This is a genomic window from Bradyrhizobium sp. AUGA SZCCT0176 (genome assembly GCF_018130145.1).
Classification (GTDB): domain Bacteria; phylum Pseudomonadota; class Alphaproteobacteria; order Rhizobiales; family Xanthobacteraceae; genus Bradyrhizobium.
The window spans coordinates 284,793-301,858 of the sequence record NZ_JAFCMB010000002.1 but is presented as its reverse complement, the minus strand read 5'-3'; the positions used below and the strand labels follow the sequence as shown (position 1 = coordinate 301,858).

At 61.7% G+C, this 17,066-nt stretch carries 17 protein-coding genes; 9 read left to right on the top strand and 8 right to left on the bottom strand.

From position 1 onward, the window contains the following. Positions 1–79: 79 nt before the first annotated feature. The gene (locus JQ600_RS06470) at positions 80–1,297 is read left to right on the top strand and encodes an ABC transporter substrate-binding protein (RefSeq protein WP_212386042.1); all 1,218 of its coding nucleotides are present in this window, start codon (positions 80–82) and stop codon (positions 1,295–1,297) included. Between the two features lie 25 nt (positions 1,298–1,322). Here the strand turns inward: JQ600_RS06470 and JQ600_RS06465 are convergent, their stop codons facing one another. Continuing rightward, positions 1,323–2,333 (bottom strand): NADP-dependent oxidoreductase, encoded by a 1,011-nt coding sequence (locus JQ600_RS06465; protein ID WP_212386041.1) that lies wholly within the window; start codon positions 2,331–2,333, stop codon positions 1,323–1,325. A 181-nt stretch (positions 2,334–2,514) separates the two neighbouring features. Here JQ600_RS06465 and JQ600_RS06460 point away from each other — a divergent pair, with 181 nt between their 5' ends. After that, positions 2,515–3,486 (top strand): tripartite tricarboxylate transporter substrate binding protein, encoded by a 972-nt coding sequence (locus JQ600_RS06460; RefSeq protein ID WP_212386040.1) that lies wholly within the window; start codon positions 2,515–2,517, stop codon positions 3,484–3,486. Positions 3,487–3,590: 104 nt separating this feature from the next. Next, positions 3,591–4,493, top strand: coding sequence for an SDR family oxidoreductase (locus tag JQ600_RS06455; protein ID WP_212386039.1), 903 nt, complete (start codon positions 3,591–3,593; stop codon positions 4,491–4,493). A gap of 59 nt (positions 4,494–4,552) precedes the next feature. Here JQ600_RS06455 and JQ600_RS06450 read toward each other — a convergent pair whose 3' ends face one another. Continuing rightward, on the bottom strand, positions 4,553–5,071 hold the full coding sequence (locus tag JQ600_RS06450) for a MarR family winged helix-turn-helix transcriptional regulator (RefSeq protein ID WP_212268837.1): 519 nt from the start codon (positions 5,069–5,071) through the stop codon (positions 4,553–4,555). Between the two features lie 304 nt (positions 5,072–5,375). Between JQ600_RS06450 and JQ600_RS06445 the strand changes: the two genes are divergently transcribed. Both JQ600_RS06445 and JQ600_RS06440 read left to right on the top strand, forming a co-directional pair. Further along, on the top strand, positions 5,376–6,257 hold the full coding sequence (locus JQ600_RS06445; protein WP_212268836.1) for an SDR family oxidoreductase: 882 nt from the start codon (positions 5,376–5,378) through the stop codon (positions 6,255–6,257). A gap of 85 nt (positions 6,258–6,342) precedes the next feature. Continuing rightward, on the top strand, positions 6,343–7,143 hold the full coding sequence (locus JQ600_RS06440; RefSeq protein WP_212386038.1) for an enoyl-CoA hydratase/isomerase family protein: 801 nt from the start codon (positions 6,343–6,345) through the stop codon (positions 7,141–7,143). A gap of 3 nt (positions 7,144–7,146) precedes the next feature. On the opposite strand, the gene JQ600_RS06435 is transcribed toward JQ600_RS06440, so the two are convergent. Further along, the gene (locus tag JQ600_RS06435) at positions 7,147–7,950 is read right to left on the bottom strand and encodes an enoyl-CoA hydratase/isomerase family protein (RefSeq protein WP_212386037.1); all 804 of its coding nucleotides are present in this window, start codon (positions 7,948–7,950) and stop codon (positions 7,147–7,149) included. A 222-nt stretch (positions 7,951–8,172) separates the two neighbouring features. Between JQ600_RS06435 and JQ600_RS06430 the strand changes: the two genes are divergently transcribed. The 4 genes from JQ600_RS06430 to JQ600_RS06415 all read left to right on the top strand — a co-directional run bounded on the left by JQ600_RS06430 (position 8,173) and on the right by JQ600_RS06415 (position 11,613). Next, positions 8,173–9,042, top strand: a complete 870-nt coding sequence (locus JQ600_RS06430; RefSeq protein ID WP_212268833.1) for an SDR family oxidoreductase — start codon at positions 8,173–8,175, stop codon at positions 9,040–9,042. A 68-nt stretch (positions 9,043–9,110) separates the two neighbouring features. Further along, positions 9,111–9,563 (top strand): MaoC family dehydratase, encoded by a 453-nt coding sequence (locus JQ600_RS06425; protein WP_192734589.1) that lies wholly within the window; start codon positions 9,111–9,113, stop codon positions 9,561–9,563. After that, the gene (locus JQ600_RS06420; protein ID WP_212386036.1) at positions 9,560–10,435 is read left to right on the top strand and encodes a CoA ester lyase; all 876 of its coding nucleotides are present in this window, start codon (positions 9,560–9,562) and stop codon (positions 10,433–10,435) included. The genes JQ600_RS06425 and JQ600_RS06420 overlap by 4 nt, the downstream gene beginning before the upstream one ends. Continuing rightward, positions 10,432–11,613, top strand: coding sequence for an acyl-CoA dehydrogenase family protein (locus JQ600_RS06415; RefSeq protein ID WP_212268830.1), 1,182 nt, complete (start codon positions 10,432–10,434; stop codon positions 11,611–11,613). Before JQ600_RS06420 ends, JQ600_RS06415 begins: the two co-directional genes overlap by 4 nt. Positions 11,614–11,776: 163 nt before the next feature. Here the strand turns inward: JQ600_RS06415 and JQ600_RS06410 are convergent, their stop codons facing one another. From JQ600_RS06410 to JQ600_RS06390, 5 genes are all read right to left on the bottom strand, one after another. Next, the gene (locus tag JQ600_RS06410; RefSeq protein ID WP_212268829.1) at positions 11,777–12,922 is read right to left on the bottom strand and encodes an acyl-CoA dehydrogenase family protein; all 1,146 of its coding nucleotides are present in this window, start codon (positions 12,920–12,922) and stop codon (positions 11,777–11,779) included. 62 nt (positions 12,923–12,984) lie between these two features. Beyond that, positions 12,985–13,962 carry a 3-keto-5-aminohexanoate cleavage protein gene (locus tag JQ600_RS06405; RefSeq protein WP_212386034.1) on the bottom strand — a complete coding sequence of 326 codons (978 nt, stop codon included), beginning with the start codon at positions 13,960–13,962 and terminating at the stop codon, positions 12,985–12,987. 38 nt (positions 13,963–14,000) lie between these two features. After that, the gene (locus JQ600_RS06400) at positions 14,001–14,795 is read right to left on the bottom strand and encodes an enoyl-CoA hydratase-related protein (RefSeq protein WP_212268827.1); all 795 of its coding nucleotides are present in this window, start codon (positions 14,793–14,795) and stop codon (positions 14,001–14,003) included. A gap of 18 nt (positions 14,796–14,813) precedes the next feature. Further along, positions 14,814–15,572, bottom strand: coding sequence for a glucose 1-dehydrogenase (locus JQ600_RS06395; protein ID WP_212268826.1), 759 nt, complete (start codon positions 15,570–15,572; stop codon positions 14,814–14,816). Positions 15,573–15,661: 89 nt separating this feature from the next. Further along, positions 15,662–16,834, bottom strand: coding sequence for an acyl-CoA dehydrogenase family protein (locus JQ600_RS06390; protein ID WP_212386033.1), 1,173 nt, complete (start codon positions 16,832–16,834; stop codon positions 15,662–15,664). Positions 16,835–17,066: the final 232 nt, after the last annotated feature.

Sequence of the window (17,066 nt, the reverse complement as noted above, 5' to 3'; positions counted from 1 at the left end):
TGCTTGTAAGCCAAAAATTAGTATGCTAGTGTACCGTTAAATCGAGATCCGTTCAAGCGGGCTTAACGGGGAGGGAAGCATGATCCGGAAATTTGGATGGACGGCCGCGGTTGCCATGATGGCCGTTGCAACGATCGGTGACCTGTCGGCCGCCGAGAAGAAATACGGGCCCGGCGTCACCGACACCGAGATCAAGCTCGGTCAGACGGTTCCCTATAGCGGGCCGGCGTCGGCGTTCTCCAGCTACGGCCGGGTGATGACCGGCTATTTCAAGATGGTCAACGAGGCCGGCGGCATCAACGGCCGCAAGATCAACATGATCTCGCTCGATAACGCCTTCAGTCCGCCGAAGGCAATCGAACAGACCCGAAAGCTGGTCGAGAATGACGAGGTGCTGGCCGATGTCGGTACCGTCGGCACGACGCCGAATGTCGCGATCCAGAAATATCTGAACGGCGCCAAGGTGCCGCACATCTTCGTGTCTGCCGGTGGCCGGCGTTTCGCCGACCCGCAGAACTTCCCCTGGACCGTGCCGATGTATCCGGGCTTCGAGATGGAGGGAAAAACGTTCGGGCAGTACATCCTGAAGCACAAGCCGACCGCCAAAATCGGCGTGCTCTATCAGAACGATGATTACGGCAAGGACTTTCTGGTCGGCCTGAAGGCTGCGCTCGGCGACAAGATCAAGATCGTTGCCGAAGTGACCTATGAAATAACCGAGCCGACCATCGACTCCCAGATCGTTCGTCTGAAGGATTCCGGATCCGACACGTTGCTGTACTTCTCGACGCCAAAATTCACCGCGCAAGGACTGCGCAAGGTGAAGGAGACGGGCTGGACGCCGCTGCAGTTCCTTGCCAGCCCGACCAATTCGGTCAAGACGGTGCTGGAGCCGGCCGGCTTCGATAACGCGCAAGGCATCATCACGACGCAATTCACCAAGCAGGCTGGTGATCCGGCCTGGGCCGATGACCCCGAGGTGAAGGAGTATGTGGAGTTCATGAAGAAGTGGGCGCCGAACGACAATCCCGGCGATTTCGTCGCCCTGTCGGGCTATGTCAACGTGCAGGGCATCGTCCAGGCGATTACGAAGTGCGGGGACGACCTGACGCGGGAGAATCTCCTGAAGCAGGCGACCAGCATGAAGGGCACGCGCCTCAAGATGATGCTGCCCGGAATCCAGCTCAACACCACGCCGCAGGACTATGCTCCCTATGAATCGCTGCGCATGGCAAAGTTCGAAGGCGCTTCGTGGAAGCTGATCGACGAGGCTGCAACGTCGGCCTCGGCCAAATAGCGGCATTGGTCCGGAGTACCGGCCGTCACCTGATCCTGATCAGCCGCTTGCCGGTGTTCTCACCGCGATAGAGTCCGGCGATCGCTCCCGGCGCGTGTTCGATGCCTTCGAGCACGTCTTCGGAATAGCGCAGTCGTCCATCGCGGATCCACTGGGCCAGACGGGTGACGGCCTCTTCGAACCGGGGCGCGTAGTCGAAGATGACGAAACCCTGCATGCGTGCGCGTTTGACCAGCAAATGGCGCTCGGTGCGCGGACCGTTGGGCCACGGATTCCAGCTCGACACCGACGCGGTACCGCAAATCACCACGCGGGCACCGACGGCGAGATGGCGAAGCACAATGTCGCTGATAGCGCCACCGGTGTTGTCGAAATAGAGGTCGACACCCCTTGGGCAGGCCGTGGCAAGCGCGGTCTCCAGACTGTCGCTCTTGTAATCGATCGCCACGTCGTAGCCGAACAGTTCACGACACTGGGCGACCTTGGTCGGCCCGCCGGCAATCCCGACCGTCCGGCAACCCGACAGTTTTGCGATCTGGCCGACCGCTGACCCCACCGCGCCGGCCGCGGTCGACACCACAACGGTGTCGCCGGGGCGCGGCTGGCCAACGTCCAGCAGCCCGAAATAAGCAGTGATCCCGTTGAGACCGGTGACGCCGAGCGAGAGCGAAAGCGGCAGTCCGTCTTCCCCGATTTTTCGCGTGACGGCGGCAGGTCCGACGATGGCGAACTCCTGCCATCCGAACATGCCCATCACCTTGTCGCCCGGCTTGAAGTCGGGATGTGCCGATTGCAGCACCTCGCCGGCGGCGAATGAGCGCATCACTTCGCCGATGCGCACCGGCTCCGAATAATTGGCGACATTGCTGACCCAGCCGCGCATGGCAGGTTCGACCGAAAGATAAAGGTTCTGCACCAGGATTTGGCCCTCCCGCAGATCGGGAACGTCGGACTCGATGATTTCGAAATTGTCGGCCTGGGGAATATCGGCCGGCCGGGATTTCAGGATGACCTGACGATTGCGATTGTTGTTCATGGCCAACGGTTCCTGTTGGGAGGGTATGCGGTGCGCGCACGCGACGAGCTGATGGGCTCACCGATCCGCTTGCATTAGTCCGCAAAGATAGTACGTATGTGTACTATATCGGACAAGGCCCATATGTCGAGGTCGATCCGGAAGGCGATGCCGCCCAAACGCCAACAGGGGAGAGATCAGCTTGAGGGCCAATTTAGTGCGGGCTATCGCTGTCGTCGTACTTCTCCTGGCCGCTTGCTTCCCGGCGGCTGCTGCGGAACCCTATCCCTCGCAGCGTCTCACCCTGATCGTTCCATTCCCGCCCGGCAGCGCGACCGACAGCGTGACGCGGCATCTGGCCGAAAGCATTCGTGCAACGACCAACGCCACCGTTGTGGTCGAGAACAAGCCCGGCGCCGACGGCAATCTTGCGGCGCTCGCGGTCCTGAAGGCGGAGCCCGACGGCTATACGGCTTTTGTGACGACGAATTCGACGCAGGCGGCGAACATCAGCCTGTTCAATTCGCTGCCCTACGATCCCAAAGCGGACTTCGCACCGGTCGCAGGTATCATGACGATACCGATGATGCTGACGGTAAGGGCTGATTTTCCGGCCAGGACCGTTACCGAATTCGTCGCGCTGGCGAAGCAGCGCGAAAAACCCTTGTCCTTTGGCAGCGGCAATACATCGAGCAGGGGCGCGGCCGAGCTATTCAGGTTTCGCCAGGCCATCGAAATGCAGCACGTGCCGTATCGCGGCATGCCGCAGGCCTTGACGGACGTGATGGGCGGGCAGATCGATTGTGTCTTCGCTGATCCCGCGAGCGCGCAAGGCCTGGTCCAGGACGGCAAACTGCGGGCTTTGGCCGTGACCAGTGCAAAGCGGCTGGAGACGATGCCGGAGCTACCGACCATCGCGGAAAGCGGATTGCCGGGTTACGAATTGACGGCCTGGGTTGGCGTCTTCGTCCGGGCAAAGACGCCAACCGAAATCATCGCAAGGCTCAACACGCTGGTCACCGGCTTCGTCAACAGCGCTGAGGCGAAAAAGTACCTGACCACGATTGGTGCTGCGCCATTTCCCTCGACGCCGCAGGAGCTCGGAGCCTTTCAGGAAGCGGATACCAGGCGCTGGGCCGAGATCGTCGCGACCGCGAAGATCGAAAAGAAGTGAACGGCACTCTGCTGTTCGTCGACGTGCGCAAATGGCGCTGCGGCGATGGCGAGTTCCCCTGAGTGTACGTGTCAGTGAAACGAAACGATCCAGGAACAATGAAAATGGGAAATCTGTGTGCGGGACGTGTTGCGATCGTGACGGGTGCGGGCCGCGGCCTCGGACGCGAATACGCGCTGATGCTGGCCGAGCAGGGGGCGAAGGTCGTCGTCAACGATCTCGGTGCCACCGCGGCCGGTGAGGGCGCCGATCTGACGCCGGCGCAGTCGGTGGTCGAAGCGATCAGAGATGCCGGCGGCGAGGCGATCGTGAACGGCAACGACGTCAGCGACTGGGGCGGCGCGAAGGCGCTGATCGACGAAGCGGTTGGGACATTCGGGCGCCTCGACGTCCTGATCAACAATGCCGGTATCCTGCGGGACCGCATGATGGTCAACATGACGGAGCAGGAATGGGACAGCGTCATCAAGGTGCATTTGAAGGGGACGTTCGCGCCTTCGCACCATGCGGCACAATATTGGCGGCAGGAAGCCAAGCGGCGCGGTTCCCCGGTGGGCGCGCGGTTGATCAATACGTCTTCCGCCTCAGGCCTGTTCGGCAATGTCGGCCAGACCAATTACGGGGCGGCGAAGGCGGGCATCGCCGCCTTCACCATCATCAGCGCGACCGAACTCCGGCAGTATGGAATAACCGTCAACGCCATCGCGCCGCGCGCGCAGACCCGGATGACGGAAGGATTGAGGGAGCGCACCGAGGAAGACATCAAGCGGCGCAATCCGCGCTGGGTCGCGCCGATCGTCGTCTGGCTGGCCAGCGAGGAAGCCCGCGACGTCACGGGCCGCGTGTTCGAAGCGGGCGATGGCATTCTCAAAATTGCCGAAGGCTGGCACGCGGGGCCGGGGATAGAGCCGGTCGAGGATCCCAATGAGTTGGGTCCAAAGGTTGCGGAGTTGCTGAAGCAGGCACGCCCCAATGCCGATATTTGGGGGCGAGACATCGTGTCATAGAGCGCCACCGCATCGCTAACGATCGATGCGGTCTGCTCAGCACGTAAAGGGATGAGCGGCTACGCCGCTTTCCTGCTCTTCCGTGGTTTGCCCTTCTTGCCGACGTCTGCTTCGCTCTCATCCGGCAGGGCGCTTCCGTCGGACATCGCCAGCAGATTGTGCTTCATCGCCAGCAATGCGTCCGAAGCCGCCTCCAATGCCTGCCTGTCAATCCCGTTGGTCAGTTGGGCATTGAACTTGTCGGTCTCCTTGCGAAGTTTTTCCAGGAAGCCGCGCGCCTGCTTGGTGACAAAGACGCGCTTGACGCGGCGATCGACCGGGTCCGCCTGCCGAAGCACGAATCCGGAAGACTCCAGACGATCGATCAGCGCTCCCACGCCGACCTTGCCGACGTCGAGCTCATTGGCTAGCTGAGTCTGCGGCAGTCCGTCTTTCCGCGAGATGAAGGCAAGCACCCACCACTGCGACCGCGTGATGCCGAGCGGCGCCAGGGCGCGGTCAAACATCATCCGGCGCAGCCGGGAAACGTCGTGGATGAGGTAGCCTAGTCGGAGATCCCAGTCGGGCCGGTCGACCATTCGATTTTTTCCTCGTCAGGAGCTGATACCGATTGCGTGTCCATCACCGGCGATTCAACTGATATCATACACAAGCGTATTTTAAAAGGAACGCGCCGCGGCGATCCCGTCCGCGGCGATTCATGGCCGTGCGTATCCCCAAGAATCGGCTCTATTTGCTGGGGATTAGGCCGGATCGAGCTCCCGGGGACATCCTTGAGTCGGGACGATCGCGATTTACAGATGAAGTACATTAGTGTATTAATTTGGCTTGGCGGCCTGGCTTGGCTGTAATGTAAGCTTCGAATAGCGGGATTTGCCGTTCATGTTCAGCCGTGACGTCCTCAAGGGAAAGCGCATCCTCGTGACCGGCGGCGGCACGGGGCTCGGCAAGGAGATTTCCTTGGGCTTTGCCGCGCATGGCGCGCATGTCTTCATCTGCGGCCGCCGGCCGGAAATTCTCGAGCAGGCGGCGGGCGAAATTCGTGCGCGATCGGGCGGGCAGGCCGAGGCGCTGGTCGCCAACGTTCGCGATCCCGACAGCATTGAAAAGATGATGGCGGAAATCTGGGCTACCGGACCTCTCACGGGCCTCGTGAACAACGCCGGCGCCAATTTCCTGGCGCCGACCGAGACGTTGTCGCCTCGCGGTTACGAGGCGATCAGGTCGACCATCATGGACGGCTCGTTTTACGCGGCGCAGGGCTGCGGAAGACGCTGGATTGCGGCGGGGCTTCCCGGCGTGATCATCAGCAATCTCGTCACCTGGGTCTGGACAGGATCGGCCTATGTGGTGCCGGCCGCGATGGCCAAGGCCGCCGTCCATGCGATGACGATGTCGCTCGCAGTCGAATGGGGACCGAAGGGCATCCGCGTCAACGCGGTCGCGCCCGGTCCGTTTCCGACCGAGAATGCCTGGGACAAGCTCAATCCGCTGGCGGAGACCGGCGTGGGGGCGACCCAGGCGGACGAGGTTCCGCTGCGCCGGTTCGGCAAGATGGATGAGCTGCGCAACCTCATGATCTTCCTGATGTCGGATGGCTGCAGCTACATCACCGGCGACACCATCAGCATCGACGGCGGGCATCATCTGGCGGCGCCAAGCACGTTTGCCGGGCTCTCAAAACTTTCGCCTGACGATTGGCAGCGGGCGCGCGAGGCCATTCAAGCCTCCACGCGCAAGGAAAAGGAAGGCCGGTCAGCCTGACGCCAGGCCGGCGACGAAAAGCCGTTCCATGCTGGCCGCCTCGAACGCATTTCCAAGAAGGTCCGAACACCCTGGGAGAGACGCAATGGGTCTGGCAATCGCTACCACCAGCTTCGAATGCACGATCGACGGTGGCCTCGCGCATATCATTCTCAATCAGCCCGAGCGGGGCAACCCGATCGACGGCGACTTCTGCCGCGAGTTCGGCCTTTGCATGGCAGAATTGAGCGAGCGCGACGATGTGCGGTCCGTGCTGATCTCCGCACGCGGAAGGCTGTTCAGTGTCGGCGGCGATCTCGCAGCGCTCGCCTCCCGTGGCGCCGCGTTGCCCGTGACCATCAAGTCTTGGACAGCCGATTTGCATGCCGCCATCGTGCGGATGGTCCGCATGCGTGCGCCGGTCGTCGTGGCCGTGCAAGGCAACGTCGCGGGCGGCAGCGTCTCGCTGATGGCAGCGGGCGATCTGGTGGTGATCGGCAAATCGGCGCGCATTTCATCCGCATTCGCCAGGATCGGCTTCACGCCGGACAGCGGCTCGACGACAACCGTGACGCGGCGCATCGGGGTCGCCCGTGCCCGGCGGTTTTTCCTGCTGGCGGAGACGATGGACGCCGACGCCGCGCTGGCGACGGGGCTGGTCGACTATGTCGTGAACGACGACGCGGTTGTCGCCGAGGCCGAGAAGATCGCGCGCGAGCTGACTTCGGGTCCCACCGAAGCCTATGGTGGGATCAAGCGCCTGTTCCTGCAGACGCTCAACCGTTCCATCGAGAGCCAGTTGGAGGATGAGGCACAAACGCTCGCAGCGATCTCGCGAACGGCGGATGCCCAGGAGGGGATAAAAGCCTTCAGGGAGAAGCGCAAACCGACATTTGCGGGAAGATAGGTTCTATTGATCCCTGTAGGTCGGATCGCGCTTCTCTCGAAATGCCGCGACAGCCTCCTGGTGGTCGCTGGTTTCAAGCAGCATCACCTGCTGGCGGTCCTCGATCATCAGCGCGGCATCGATGCCGGGAGCGTCGATCAGCGCGTTCAGCGTTTGCTTGGTCATGCGCAAACCCATTGGCGAGGCGCGGGCCATTTCAGCGGCGAAAGCAAGGCCGGTCTCGAGCAATTTGTCGTCGTCAACGACGTCGCTGACGAGTCCTACCGCCTTGGCCCGGTCCGCACCCAGAAACCGCCCGGTCAGCAACAATTCCGACGCCACCGAAAGACCGATCAGCCGCGGCAGCAGATAGCCGGACCCCATGTCGCAGCCGCCGACGCCGACGCGTATGTAGGCGGCGTTCATCCGCGCCGCCGGCGTCGCGAAGCGAACATCGGAGGCCAGCAGCAACGAAAACCCGGCGCCGCATGCCGCTCCCTGAACAAGTGCGACGATCGGCTGCGGGCAGCTTCGCATCAGGCGGATGATCCGCGAATAGCGCTGCTGCATGTCCAGCTGCCGCTGCGGACGCCCCGCGCCGGGCGCTGCGAACGCATCGGACCCGAGCTCGGCCCCGGCGCAAAACGCCCGCCCATTGCCGCGGAAGATGACGATGCGCGTGGTCAGGCGTTCGTGCAGACCCGAAAAGTAGGCGATCAGCTCGTCGGCCATCGCTGGTGTCACCGCATTGAGGGCATCCGGCCGATTGAGGGAGAGAATCTCGATGGCGTCGCGCGCTTCGACGGTGATGGTCGTGAATTTGTCCATGTCGTGCGTTTCCAAGGGCATCATTCGGCGCCGGGACAACACAATGTCACGGGGCGACGTGGATGGCCATAAGCGGCCGGTTGTTCCAATCGTTCGGCCTCCGGCCTTGTGGCGAGGCCCGCCGCAAAGCGCTTGCGAAACAGAATACACCATATCATAATATAGTGTACTAATTTTGGCAATGCGGCGTGACCCGCCAGTCCGTCACTCTCGGAGAGCACGATGCCGTATCAATCGGTTTTCAGGTCCGATCTGTTCAAGGGCAAGACGATTATCGTCACCGGTGGCGGCAGCGGTATCGGCCGTTGCACCGCACACGAACTGGTTGCTCTCGGTGCCAATGTCGCGATCCTCGGCCGCACTGCCGAAAAGCTGGCGGAGGTGAGGGCGGAGATTGAAGAGGATGGCGGACGGGTCCTCACCCATGTTTGCGATATCCGCGACGAAACGATGGTAATCGCTGCGATCGACGCGGTGCTCGGCACTTATGGCCGCATCGACGGGCTGGTGAACAATGCCGGGGGGCAATATCGCGCGCCGATGAAAACCATCTCGACCAAGGGCTTTGAGGCCGTGGTCCGCAGCAATTTGACCGGTGGCTTCATTTTCATGCGCGAGGTCTACAACCGCTGGATGGAGGCCAATGGCGGGGCCATCGTCAACATCATTGCCGACATCTGGCATGGCTGGCCCGAGTTCGCCCACTCCGGCGCGGCGCGCGGCGGAATGCTGACGCTCACCGAAACCGCGGCGTGCGAATGGTCCGCTTCGGGAGTCCGTGTCAATGCGGTCGCGCCGGGCGGCATCGTGTCCAGCGGGTTCGATACCTACACGCCGGAAATGCAAAAGAAGCTGCATGATTTCACGGCCGGTGTGCCGCTGCAGCGGTTCGGCACCGAGGCCGAAATTTCGGCCGCGATCGTTTATCTGTTGTCGCCGGCTGCCGCCTACGTCACCGGTTCCTGCATTCGGGTCGATGGCGGCACACCGAATGCGCGGACGACGTGGAAGCTCGAACCGCACAATCGTAGCGCGCCCTTTGAAGGCTTTCATCGCTCCAGGCTTCCGGAGGCGTTGAAGAAAGCGCCCTGACTCCTGTCGGGCAGCGTCAATAAGAAATAGTATGCATGTGTACGAATGCAGAAAGGCGAGGAAACGGGATGGCGGGACTCTATTTCGAGCAGTTTTCGGTCGGGCAAACTTTCGTTCATGAAATCCGGCGGACGGTCACCGACATGGACAACATCCTGTTCTCGTCGCTGACCTATAATCCGGCGGCCGTGCACATCGATCACGAATACGCCAAATCGACCGAATTCGGCAAACCGCTGATGAACTCGATCTTCACCCTCGGCCTTGTCATCGGCCTGTCGGTGCAGGACACCACCCTGGGCACGACGGTTGGAAACCTCGGGATGGAAGACACCAAATTTCCACGCCCGGTCTTTGCCGGTGATACGATCAGGGCGGAAACGAAGATCCTGGCGGTGCGCGAGAGCAAGTCCCGCCCGACCCAGGGCATCGTCACGTTCGAGCATCGCGGCTTCAACCAGCACAACGAGGAAGTCGCCTATTGCCGCCGCACAGGCCTGATGATGAGGCGTCCCGCATGAGATTGCGCTCCCTTCTGTTTGTGCCTGGCGACAGCGAGCACAAATTCGCAAAGGCATCCGGTATCGGCGCCGACGCGCTGATCCTCGATCTTGAGGATGCCGTAGCGCCGCCGCGCAAGGCGCTGGCGCGCGAGATGGTGAAAAACCTGCTGGGTGGTCCGGCGCGCGGCTGGGCGTTTCTGGTGCGCATCAATCCGCTCGGCAGCGGGCTGACGCTCGAAGACCTCGCGGCGGTTGTTCGTCCGGGCCTCGACGGCATCCTGATCCCGAAGGTCAACGGCACGCAGGATATCGAACTGATTTCGAACTACGTCGACGTGCTCGAGGTGGCTACCGGGGTCACGCCGGGGCATGTGAAGTTACTCGTGGTGGCGACCGAGACACCGGCTGCGATGATCGGCTTTGCGAGTTATGCAACGCCGAGCAGGCGCCTGGTTGCGATGACGTGGGGCGCCGAGGATTTGGGTGCGGCGCTCGGCGCACTGTCCAACAAGGAAGCCGACGGAAGCTGGACGTTCCCGTATCAGGTCGCGCGGGCGCAATGCCTGTTCGCCGCGGGTGCTGCGGGTGCCATGGCGCTGGACACGCTGTATGGGGATTTCAAGGACGAGAAAGGGCTGGCGGAAAGCTGCCGGATCGCACGCCGCGACGGCTTTGTTGGAAAGATCGCCATTCACCCCGCTCAGGTCGCGACGATCAATCAATGCTTCACGCCGTCGGAGGCCGATCTGGCGCATGCGCGCCGCGTGGTGGCGGCGTTCGCGGCGCAGCCCGATGCGGGGACGCTCGGTATCGACGGCAAGATGTATGACATGCCGCATCTGATCGCGGCCAAGCGCGCGCTCGCGTCGGCCGGGGAGGACGTCACATGAGTGCATTGGCCAACGAGTTCGAGCCGGGAGACGATCAGGCGGCTATTCGCGAGGGCGTACGCTCAGTCGTCACGCGCTTTGGCGACGATTACTGGCTGGCGCGCGATGACGACGGCAAGTTTCCGTTCGAGTTTCATCGCGCGATGGCCGACGCCGGCTGGCTCGGCATCACCATGCCGGAAGAGTATGGCGGTTCCGGCCTCGGGGTGACCGAGGCTGCGATCATGATGCATGAAGTCGCCAGCCATGGCGGCGGTATGTCCGCGACATCGGCGGTGCATATCAACCTGTTCGGACCGCATCCGATCGTCGTGAAGGGCACGCCGGAACAGAAGGCGCGCTGGGTGCCGCGGCTGGTCGCCGGCGAAGATCAATGCTGCTTCGGTTTTACCGAGCCGGATGCCGGGCTGAACACGACCAGGATCAAGACTTTCGCGCAAAAGGTCCCCGGTGGCTATCTCGTGCACGGCCAGAAGGTCTGGACCTCGACCGCACAGGTCGCCAACAAGATCATGCTGCTGACCCGGACCACCAAGTATGAAGATTGCGCGCGGCCGACCGATGGCATCACGATCTTCTACACCGACCTCGACCGGTCCAAGATCGACGTTCATCGCATTCCCAAGATGGGCCGCAAGTCGGTTGATTCCAATGCCATCTTCATCGACGGCCTGTTTATTCCGGAAGCCGACCGGATCGGCGAGGAGGGCAAGGGCTTTTCCTACATCCTGCACAGCCTCAATCCCGAGCGTATCCTGATTGCGGTCGAAGCGATCGGGATCGGCCAGGACGCGCTGCGCCGGGCGGCGAAATATGCAAGGGAGCGCGTGGTGTTCGACCGGCCGATCGGCCAGAATCAGGGCATCCAGCATCCGCTCGCGGAAAACTGGATGTATCTGGAGTCAGCCTGGCAAATGGCGATGCGTGCTGCCTGGCTCTACGATCACGACAGACCCTGTGGCGCCGAAGCCAACGCCGCCAAATTCCTCGGCGCCCGCGCCGGCCACGACGCGGCGTGGCAGGCGATCATGACCCATGGCGGCTTTGGATACGCCAAAGAGTATCACGTCGAGCGCCTGTTCCGCGAAGTCTCGATCACGCGGCTGGCCCCGATCACCGAACAGTTGATCCTCAGTTTTATTGCCGAGAAGGTGCTGGAATTGCCGAAGAGCTATTGAGGAATTCTGAAAATGATTCGCTTTTTCGTCATCGCCGGGCTTGTCCCGGCCATCCACGTCTTTCTTGCCTAAGGAAGCCAGGATGTGGATGCCCGGCACAAGGCCGGCATGACGACGTGAGAGCCGCGAAGCGGCTTCTCGAACGATGCAGCCCCGATCTGCCCTACAGATTGCGCGAAATCAGCTCACGCATGATTTCCGAGGTGCCGCCGTAGATCCGCAGCACCCGCGCATCCGCGTAGAGGCGGCAGATCTCATACTCGCGCATAAAGCCGTAGCCGCCGAAGAATTGCAGGCATTGGTCGACAAGCCGGCCATGCATTTCGGTGATCCAGAGTTTTGCCGTCGACGCCGCGTAGGTGGTTAGTTCGTGGTTGATATGGTCGTGCAGACACTGGTCGGCATAGGCCCATCCCACCGCAAGATCGGATTTCAGGTCGGCCAACTTGAACCTTGTGTTCTGGAAGCTGCCGATCGGCGATCCAAAAGCGTTGCGCTGCTGCACGTAGTCCTTGGCAAGATCGAAGGCCTTCTGCGCCGCGGCGATCGAATGCAGCGCGATGGTCAAACGCTCCTGCGGCAGCTCGCTCATCAGCGCGCCCATCGCGCCACCTTCCGCTCCCAGCAGATTGCTGACGGGGACGCGCACGCCGTCGAAGAACAGTTCTGATGTATCGGAGGAGAGGTGTCCGAGCTTTTCGAGGTTGCGGCCGTGGCGAAAGCCGGGACGGTCGGTCTCGACAAGAACCAGACTCATTCCTCGTGAACCACCTTCCGGGTTGGTCCTGACAACGACGATGACGAGGTCGCACATCTGCCCGTTGGAGATGAAGGTCTTCTGGCCCGAGATCACGAACTCGTCGCCTTCGCGTAACGCGCGGGTGCGGATGCCCTGCAGGTCGCTGCCGGTGCCGGGTTCGGTCATCGCGATCGCGCAGACGGTTTCACCCGTCACCATGCGCGGTAGCCATTTCTTCTTTTGTTCGGGTGTGCCGTAGCTGAGCAGGTACCCGCAGCAGACGTCGTTGTGCACGGAGAAGTCGGTGGCCGGGCCTGCGAAGCCGGAATAACTCAATTCCTCGATCACGACCGCGTTGTGCCGGAAGTCGCCGCCGGCGCCGCCGAACTCTTCGGGAACCTGCGGGCAGAGCAGGCCGGCCGCGCCGCCGGCGCCCCAGAGCGACCTGTCGATGATCCCGGCTTCTTCCCATCGTGCGAAATCGGGCGCGATCTTCGATGCCGCGAAGCGCCGCACGGTTTCCCTGAACTGTTGATGTTCTTCGTCGTAAACCCTGCGATGGGGCAGCATTGAGGCCTCCCGTTGATTGCTTTTGGCGATCCGGCCGCTACATCATTCCGATCGATCAGCGGTCAGAACGCGACCTTGTCGCCGCCCTTGAGCTCAAGGATCTCGCGCGCCTCGTCGGCCGTCGCGACGTCCAGTCCCAGCCCTTCGATGATCTTTCGAACCTGCGTCACCTGATCGGCGTTCGACGCCGCAAGTTGGCCGGCGCCGATCCACAGGCTGTCTTCGAGGCCGACCCGCACATTGCCGCCGATGGCCGCCGCAATCGCCGCGACCGGCATTTGTGCGCGCCCGGCGCCCAGCACCGACCAGCGATAATTGTCACCGAACAGGCGATCGGCGGTGCGCTTCATGTGCATGACGTCTTCCTGATGCGCGCCGATCCCGCCCAGGAGGCCGAACACGGTCTGGATGAACAGCGGCGCTTTCACCAGACCCTCGGTCCAGAAGTAATGCAGATTGTAGAGATGACTGGTGTCGTAGCACTCGAACTCATAGCGCGCGCCGGTCGAGTTAAGCGTTTCCAGCGCGTAACGGATATCCTTGAAGGAATTGCGGAACACGAGGTCGTGGGAGCCCTCCAGCATCGCGGGCTCCCAGTCATGCTTGAACTGCTTGTATCGCTTGAGCATCGGGAACAGGCCGAAATTCATCGATCCCATGTTCAGGCTGGCGACCTCCGGCTTCCAGACTGCCGCGGGCTTGATCCGCTCTTCGACGGTCATATAGGGCGAGCCGCCGGTCGTCAGATTCACCACCACGTCGGATCGCTGCTTGATGACACGAAGAAACGGCTCGAAGGCTTCCGGCGACTGATCCGGCCGGCCGTCTATCGGATTGCGGGCGTGAAGGTGCACGATCGCGGCGCCTGCCTCGGCCGCCCCGAGAGCGGATTCCGCGATCTCCGCCGCCGTCACCGGGAGGTGAGGCGACATCGAGGGCGTATGGATCGAGCCCGTGATCGCGCAGGAGATGATGACCTTACGTGCCGGCACGGTGTTTTCCTCTTGCGGAGCGCGTTCGGCTGATGCCGGAGAGGGCATCAGCAAGGCGAGGGAAGCGACGCGTTCATTGTCGAAGCTTAAGTGAACTTGTGGAAGTCCGGCGTCCGCTTCTCGTTGAAGGCGGCGACACCTTCCTTCGATTCCGCAGTATCGTAGAAGAGCTTCACGGCGTGTAGGGCGAGGTTGCTGATACCGCGAATGTTGTCGCTGTCGGCGTTGAACGAGCGCTTTGCGAGCGCGATCGCGGTCGGTGACCGCTGCGCAAGCTTGTCGGTCCAGTCCTTGACCGCGGCATCGAGTTCGGCGGCCGGAACCACCTTGTTGACCAGCCCCATTTCGCGCGCCTGTTCGGCGGTGTAACGGTCGTTGATGAACCAGATCTCGCGCGCCTTCTTGTCGCCGACGTGGCGGGCCAGCAAGGCGGTACCCCAGCCGGCGTCGACGGAGCCAACCTTCGGTCCGACCTGCCCGAATTGCGCGGTGTCGGCGGCAATCGTCAGGTCGCACAGCGTCGCCAGCACGTTGCCTCCGCCGATCGCAAAGCCATTGACGCGTGCAATGACAGGCTTCGGAACATCCCGGATCAGTCCCTGCAGCTCGTCGATCGGCAGCCCGACGACGCCGCGGCCGTCATATTGTCCTTCATGCGCGGACTGATCGCCGCCGGTGCAGAAGGCCTTGTCGCCGGCGCCGGTCAGCACGATGCTCGAAACGTTGCGGTCGTTGGCGGCAATCTGGAACGCCTGAATCAGTTCTTCGAGGGTCTGGCCGCGAAAGGCATTATAGACCTTGGGCCGGTTGATGATGATCCATGCGGCACGATCGCGGACTTCGTAGATTACGTCGGTGAATTTGGTCGGATCTGCTATCATCGCTAAACCTCACATCTGCTAGATCATGTTCATGCCGCCGGAGACCGAGATGGCCTGTCCGGTGATGAATTTGCCGTCGTCCGACGCCAGTAAAGCGATGATCCCGGCATAGTCGTCGGGCTCGCCCATGCGCTTTAAGGGAATGCCGCGAACCATCGCGTCCTTCCATTTCACAGCCTGTTCGCCTTCGCCCAGCACCGCCGCCATCATCGGCGTGTTGGTGGGACCCGGACACACCGCATTCAGCAGCACGTTCTTGCGGGCGAGTTCGCGGGCGATCGATTTGGTGAAGGAGATCAACCCGCCCTTGCAGGCCGAGTAGACCGCCTCGTCGCTGGTGCCGACGCGGGCCGCGTCGGAGGCGATATTGATGATACGGCCGCCGCCATGTTCGACCATCAGCGGCGCGATGGCGTGGTGGGTATTGAGCGGACCATACAGATTGATGCGGATGATCTTGTCCCAGAGTTCCTTGTCGGTCTTCAGGAACGGCATCGGCCGGTCCCAGCCGGCGTTGTTGACGAGAACCCAAATGGGGCCGATTTCGGCCTCGACCTGCGCGACCGCGCGATCGACCGAGGCGCGGTCGCCGACATCGACGGTGTAGGTCGTGATCGCCGACTGCGGCGCCAGTTTCGCCGTCTCATGTCCGGCGTCGGGATTGATGTCGAAAATCGCGACCTTGCAGCCTTCTTCCGCGAGCCGAAGGGTGATGGCGCGGCCGATGCCCTGGCCGCCGCCGGTAACGATCGCTACCTTGCCTGATAAGCCTCTCAAATCTCACTCCCTTGGTTTGCGACGCTTCGGTCGTCTGTTCTGTTTCGGCGGATACCTTGGCGTCCGCCGGCCGTGTGGCATCAATGCGATCAACCGCTCTTGGTGAGCGCAAAACCACATTGCGCGAACATCTGGCGGGCGATGATGGTTTTCATGATCTCGATCGATCCGCCCGCAATCTTGACGATCCGGGCGTCGACATAGGCGCGCGCGATCGGGTACTCCGTCATATAACCCCAGCCGCCGAATAATTGCAGGCATTCATCGACCGCTTCGCAGTGAAGTTCGGAAGTGAACATCTTGGCCATCGCGGCGTCGACCGGATCGAGCTTTCCTTCCATGAAGAGCGAGATGCATCGATCGGTAAAGACACGGGCGACCGTTGCCTTGGTCTTGAGATCGGCGAGCTTGAACTGGGTATTCTGGAAGTTGGCGAGCTTTTGACCGAACACGCTGCGGCCCGACGTGTATTCAACGGTCCAGTCAATCACGGTTTCGGTGACGGTGGCGGATCGGATCGCCTGGGCGAGCCGCTCCTGCGACAGCTTCGTCATCATCAGGGCAAAACCCTTACCCTCCTGTCCGAGCATATTGGTCGCGGGAATGCGGATGTTCTCGAAGAACAGTTCGGAGGTATCCTGGGCCTTCATCCCGATTTTTTCGAGGTTTCTTCCGCGCTGAAAGCCGGTCCGGTTGCTCTCGACGATGAACAGCGTCACGCCCTTGGCGCCGGCGCTGCCGTCGGTCTTGGTCGCCAGCACGACGAAATCGCAGAGCTGGCCATTCGAGATGAAGACCTTCTGGCCGTTGATGACGAAATCATCGCCATCGCGCACCGCGCGGGTCCGGATCGCCTTGAGGTCGCTGCCGGCGTGCGGTTCCGTCATGCCGAGCGAGCCGATCGCTTCGCCCGACACCATCTTCGGCAGCCATTGCCGCTTTTGCGCTTCGGTGCCGAACGAAAGCAGATAGGTGGCCACGAGATCGGTGTGGATCAGAAACCCCGGGCCGCTCGCGCCGGAACGCCATAATTCCTCGAACACGACCACGTCGAACAAATAGTCGAGGCCCATGCCGCCATATTCTTCCGGAACGGTACAGCAGAGCAGCCCCTCGGCGCCGGCCTTGAGCCACAGTTCCCGTGGCACGATGCCGTCTTTTTCCCACTGCGCATGAAACGGCACGATCTCGCGATCGACGAAGCGCCGGACCGATTCCCGGAAAATATGATGTTCCTCGCGGAAAATGGTGCGCTCGATCATCGACATCCGTCCACATCAATTTAGTTAGGTAGTGTACTATATGTTCGAGGATGGTAAAAGGCAAGCTGGCGCCGCGGGCTTTTTGCATCAGCGGTAAATAACGTCAGTGTCAGAACTTTCGCGCCCTGCGGCATCATCGCTGCAACCGAAGTAGAGCATTTTTCAAGGCGGCAAAGCTGTTGGTTTAAACTAGTACACAGATATACGATATGCTATAGGGCAAAAAACAACG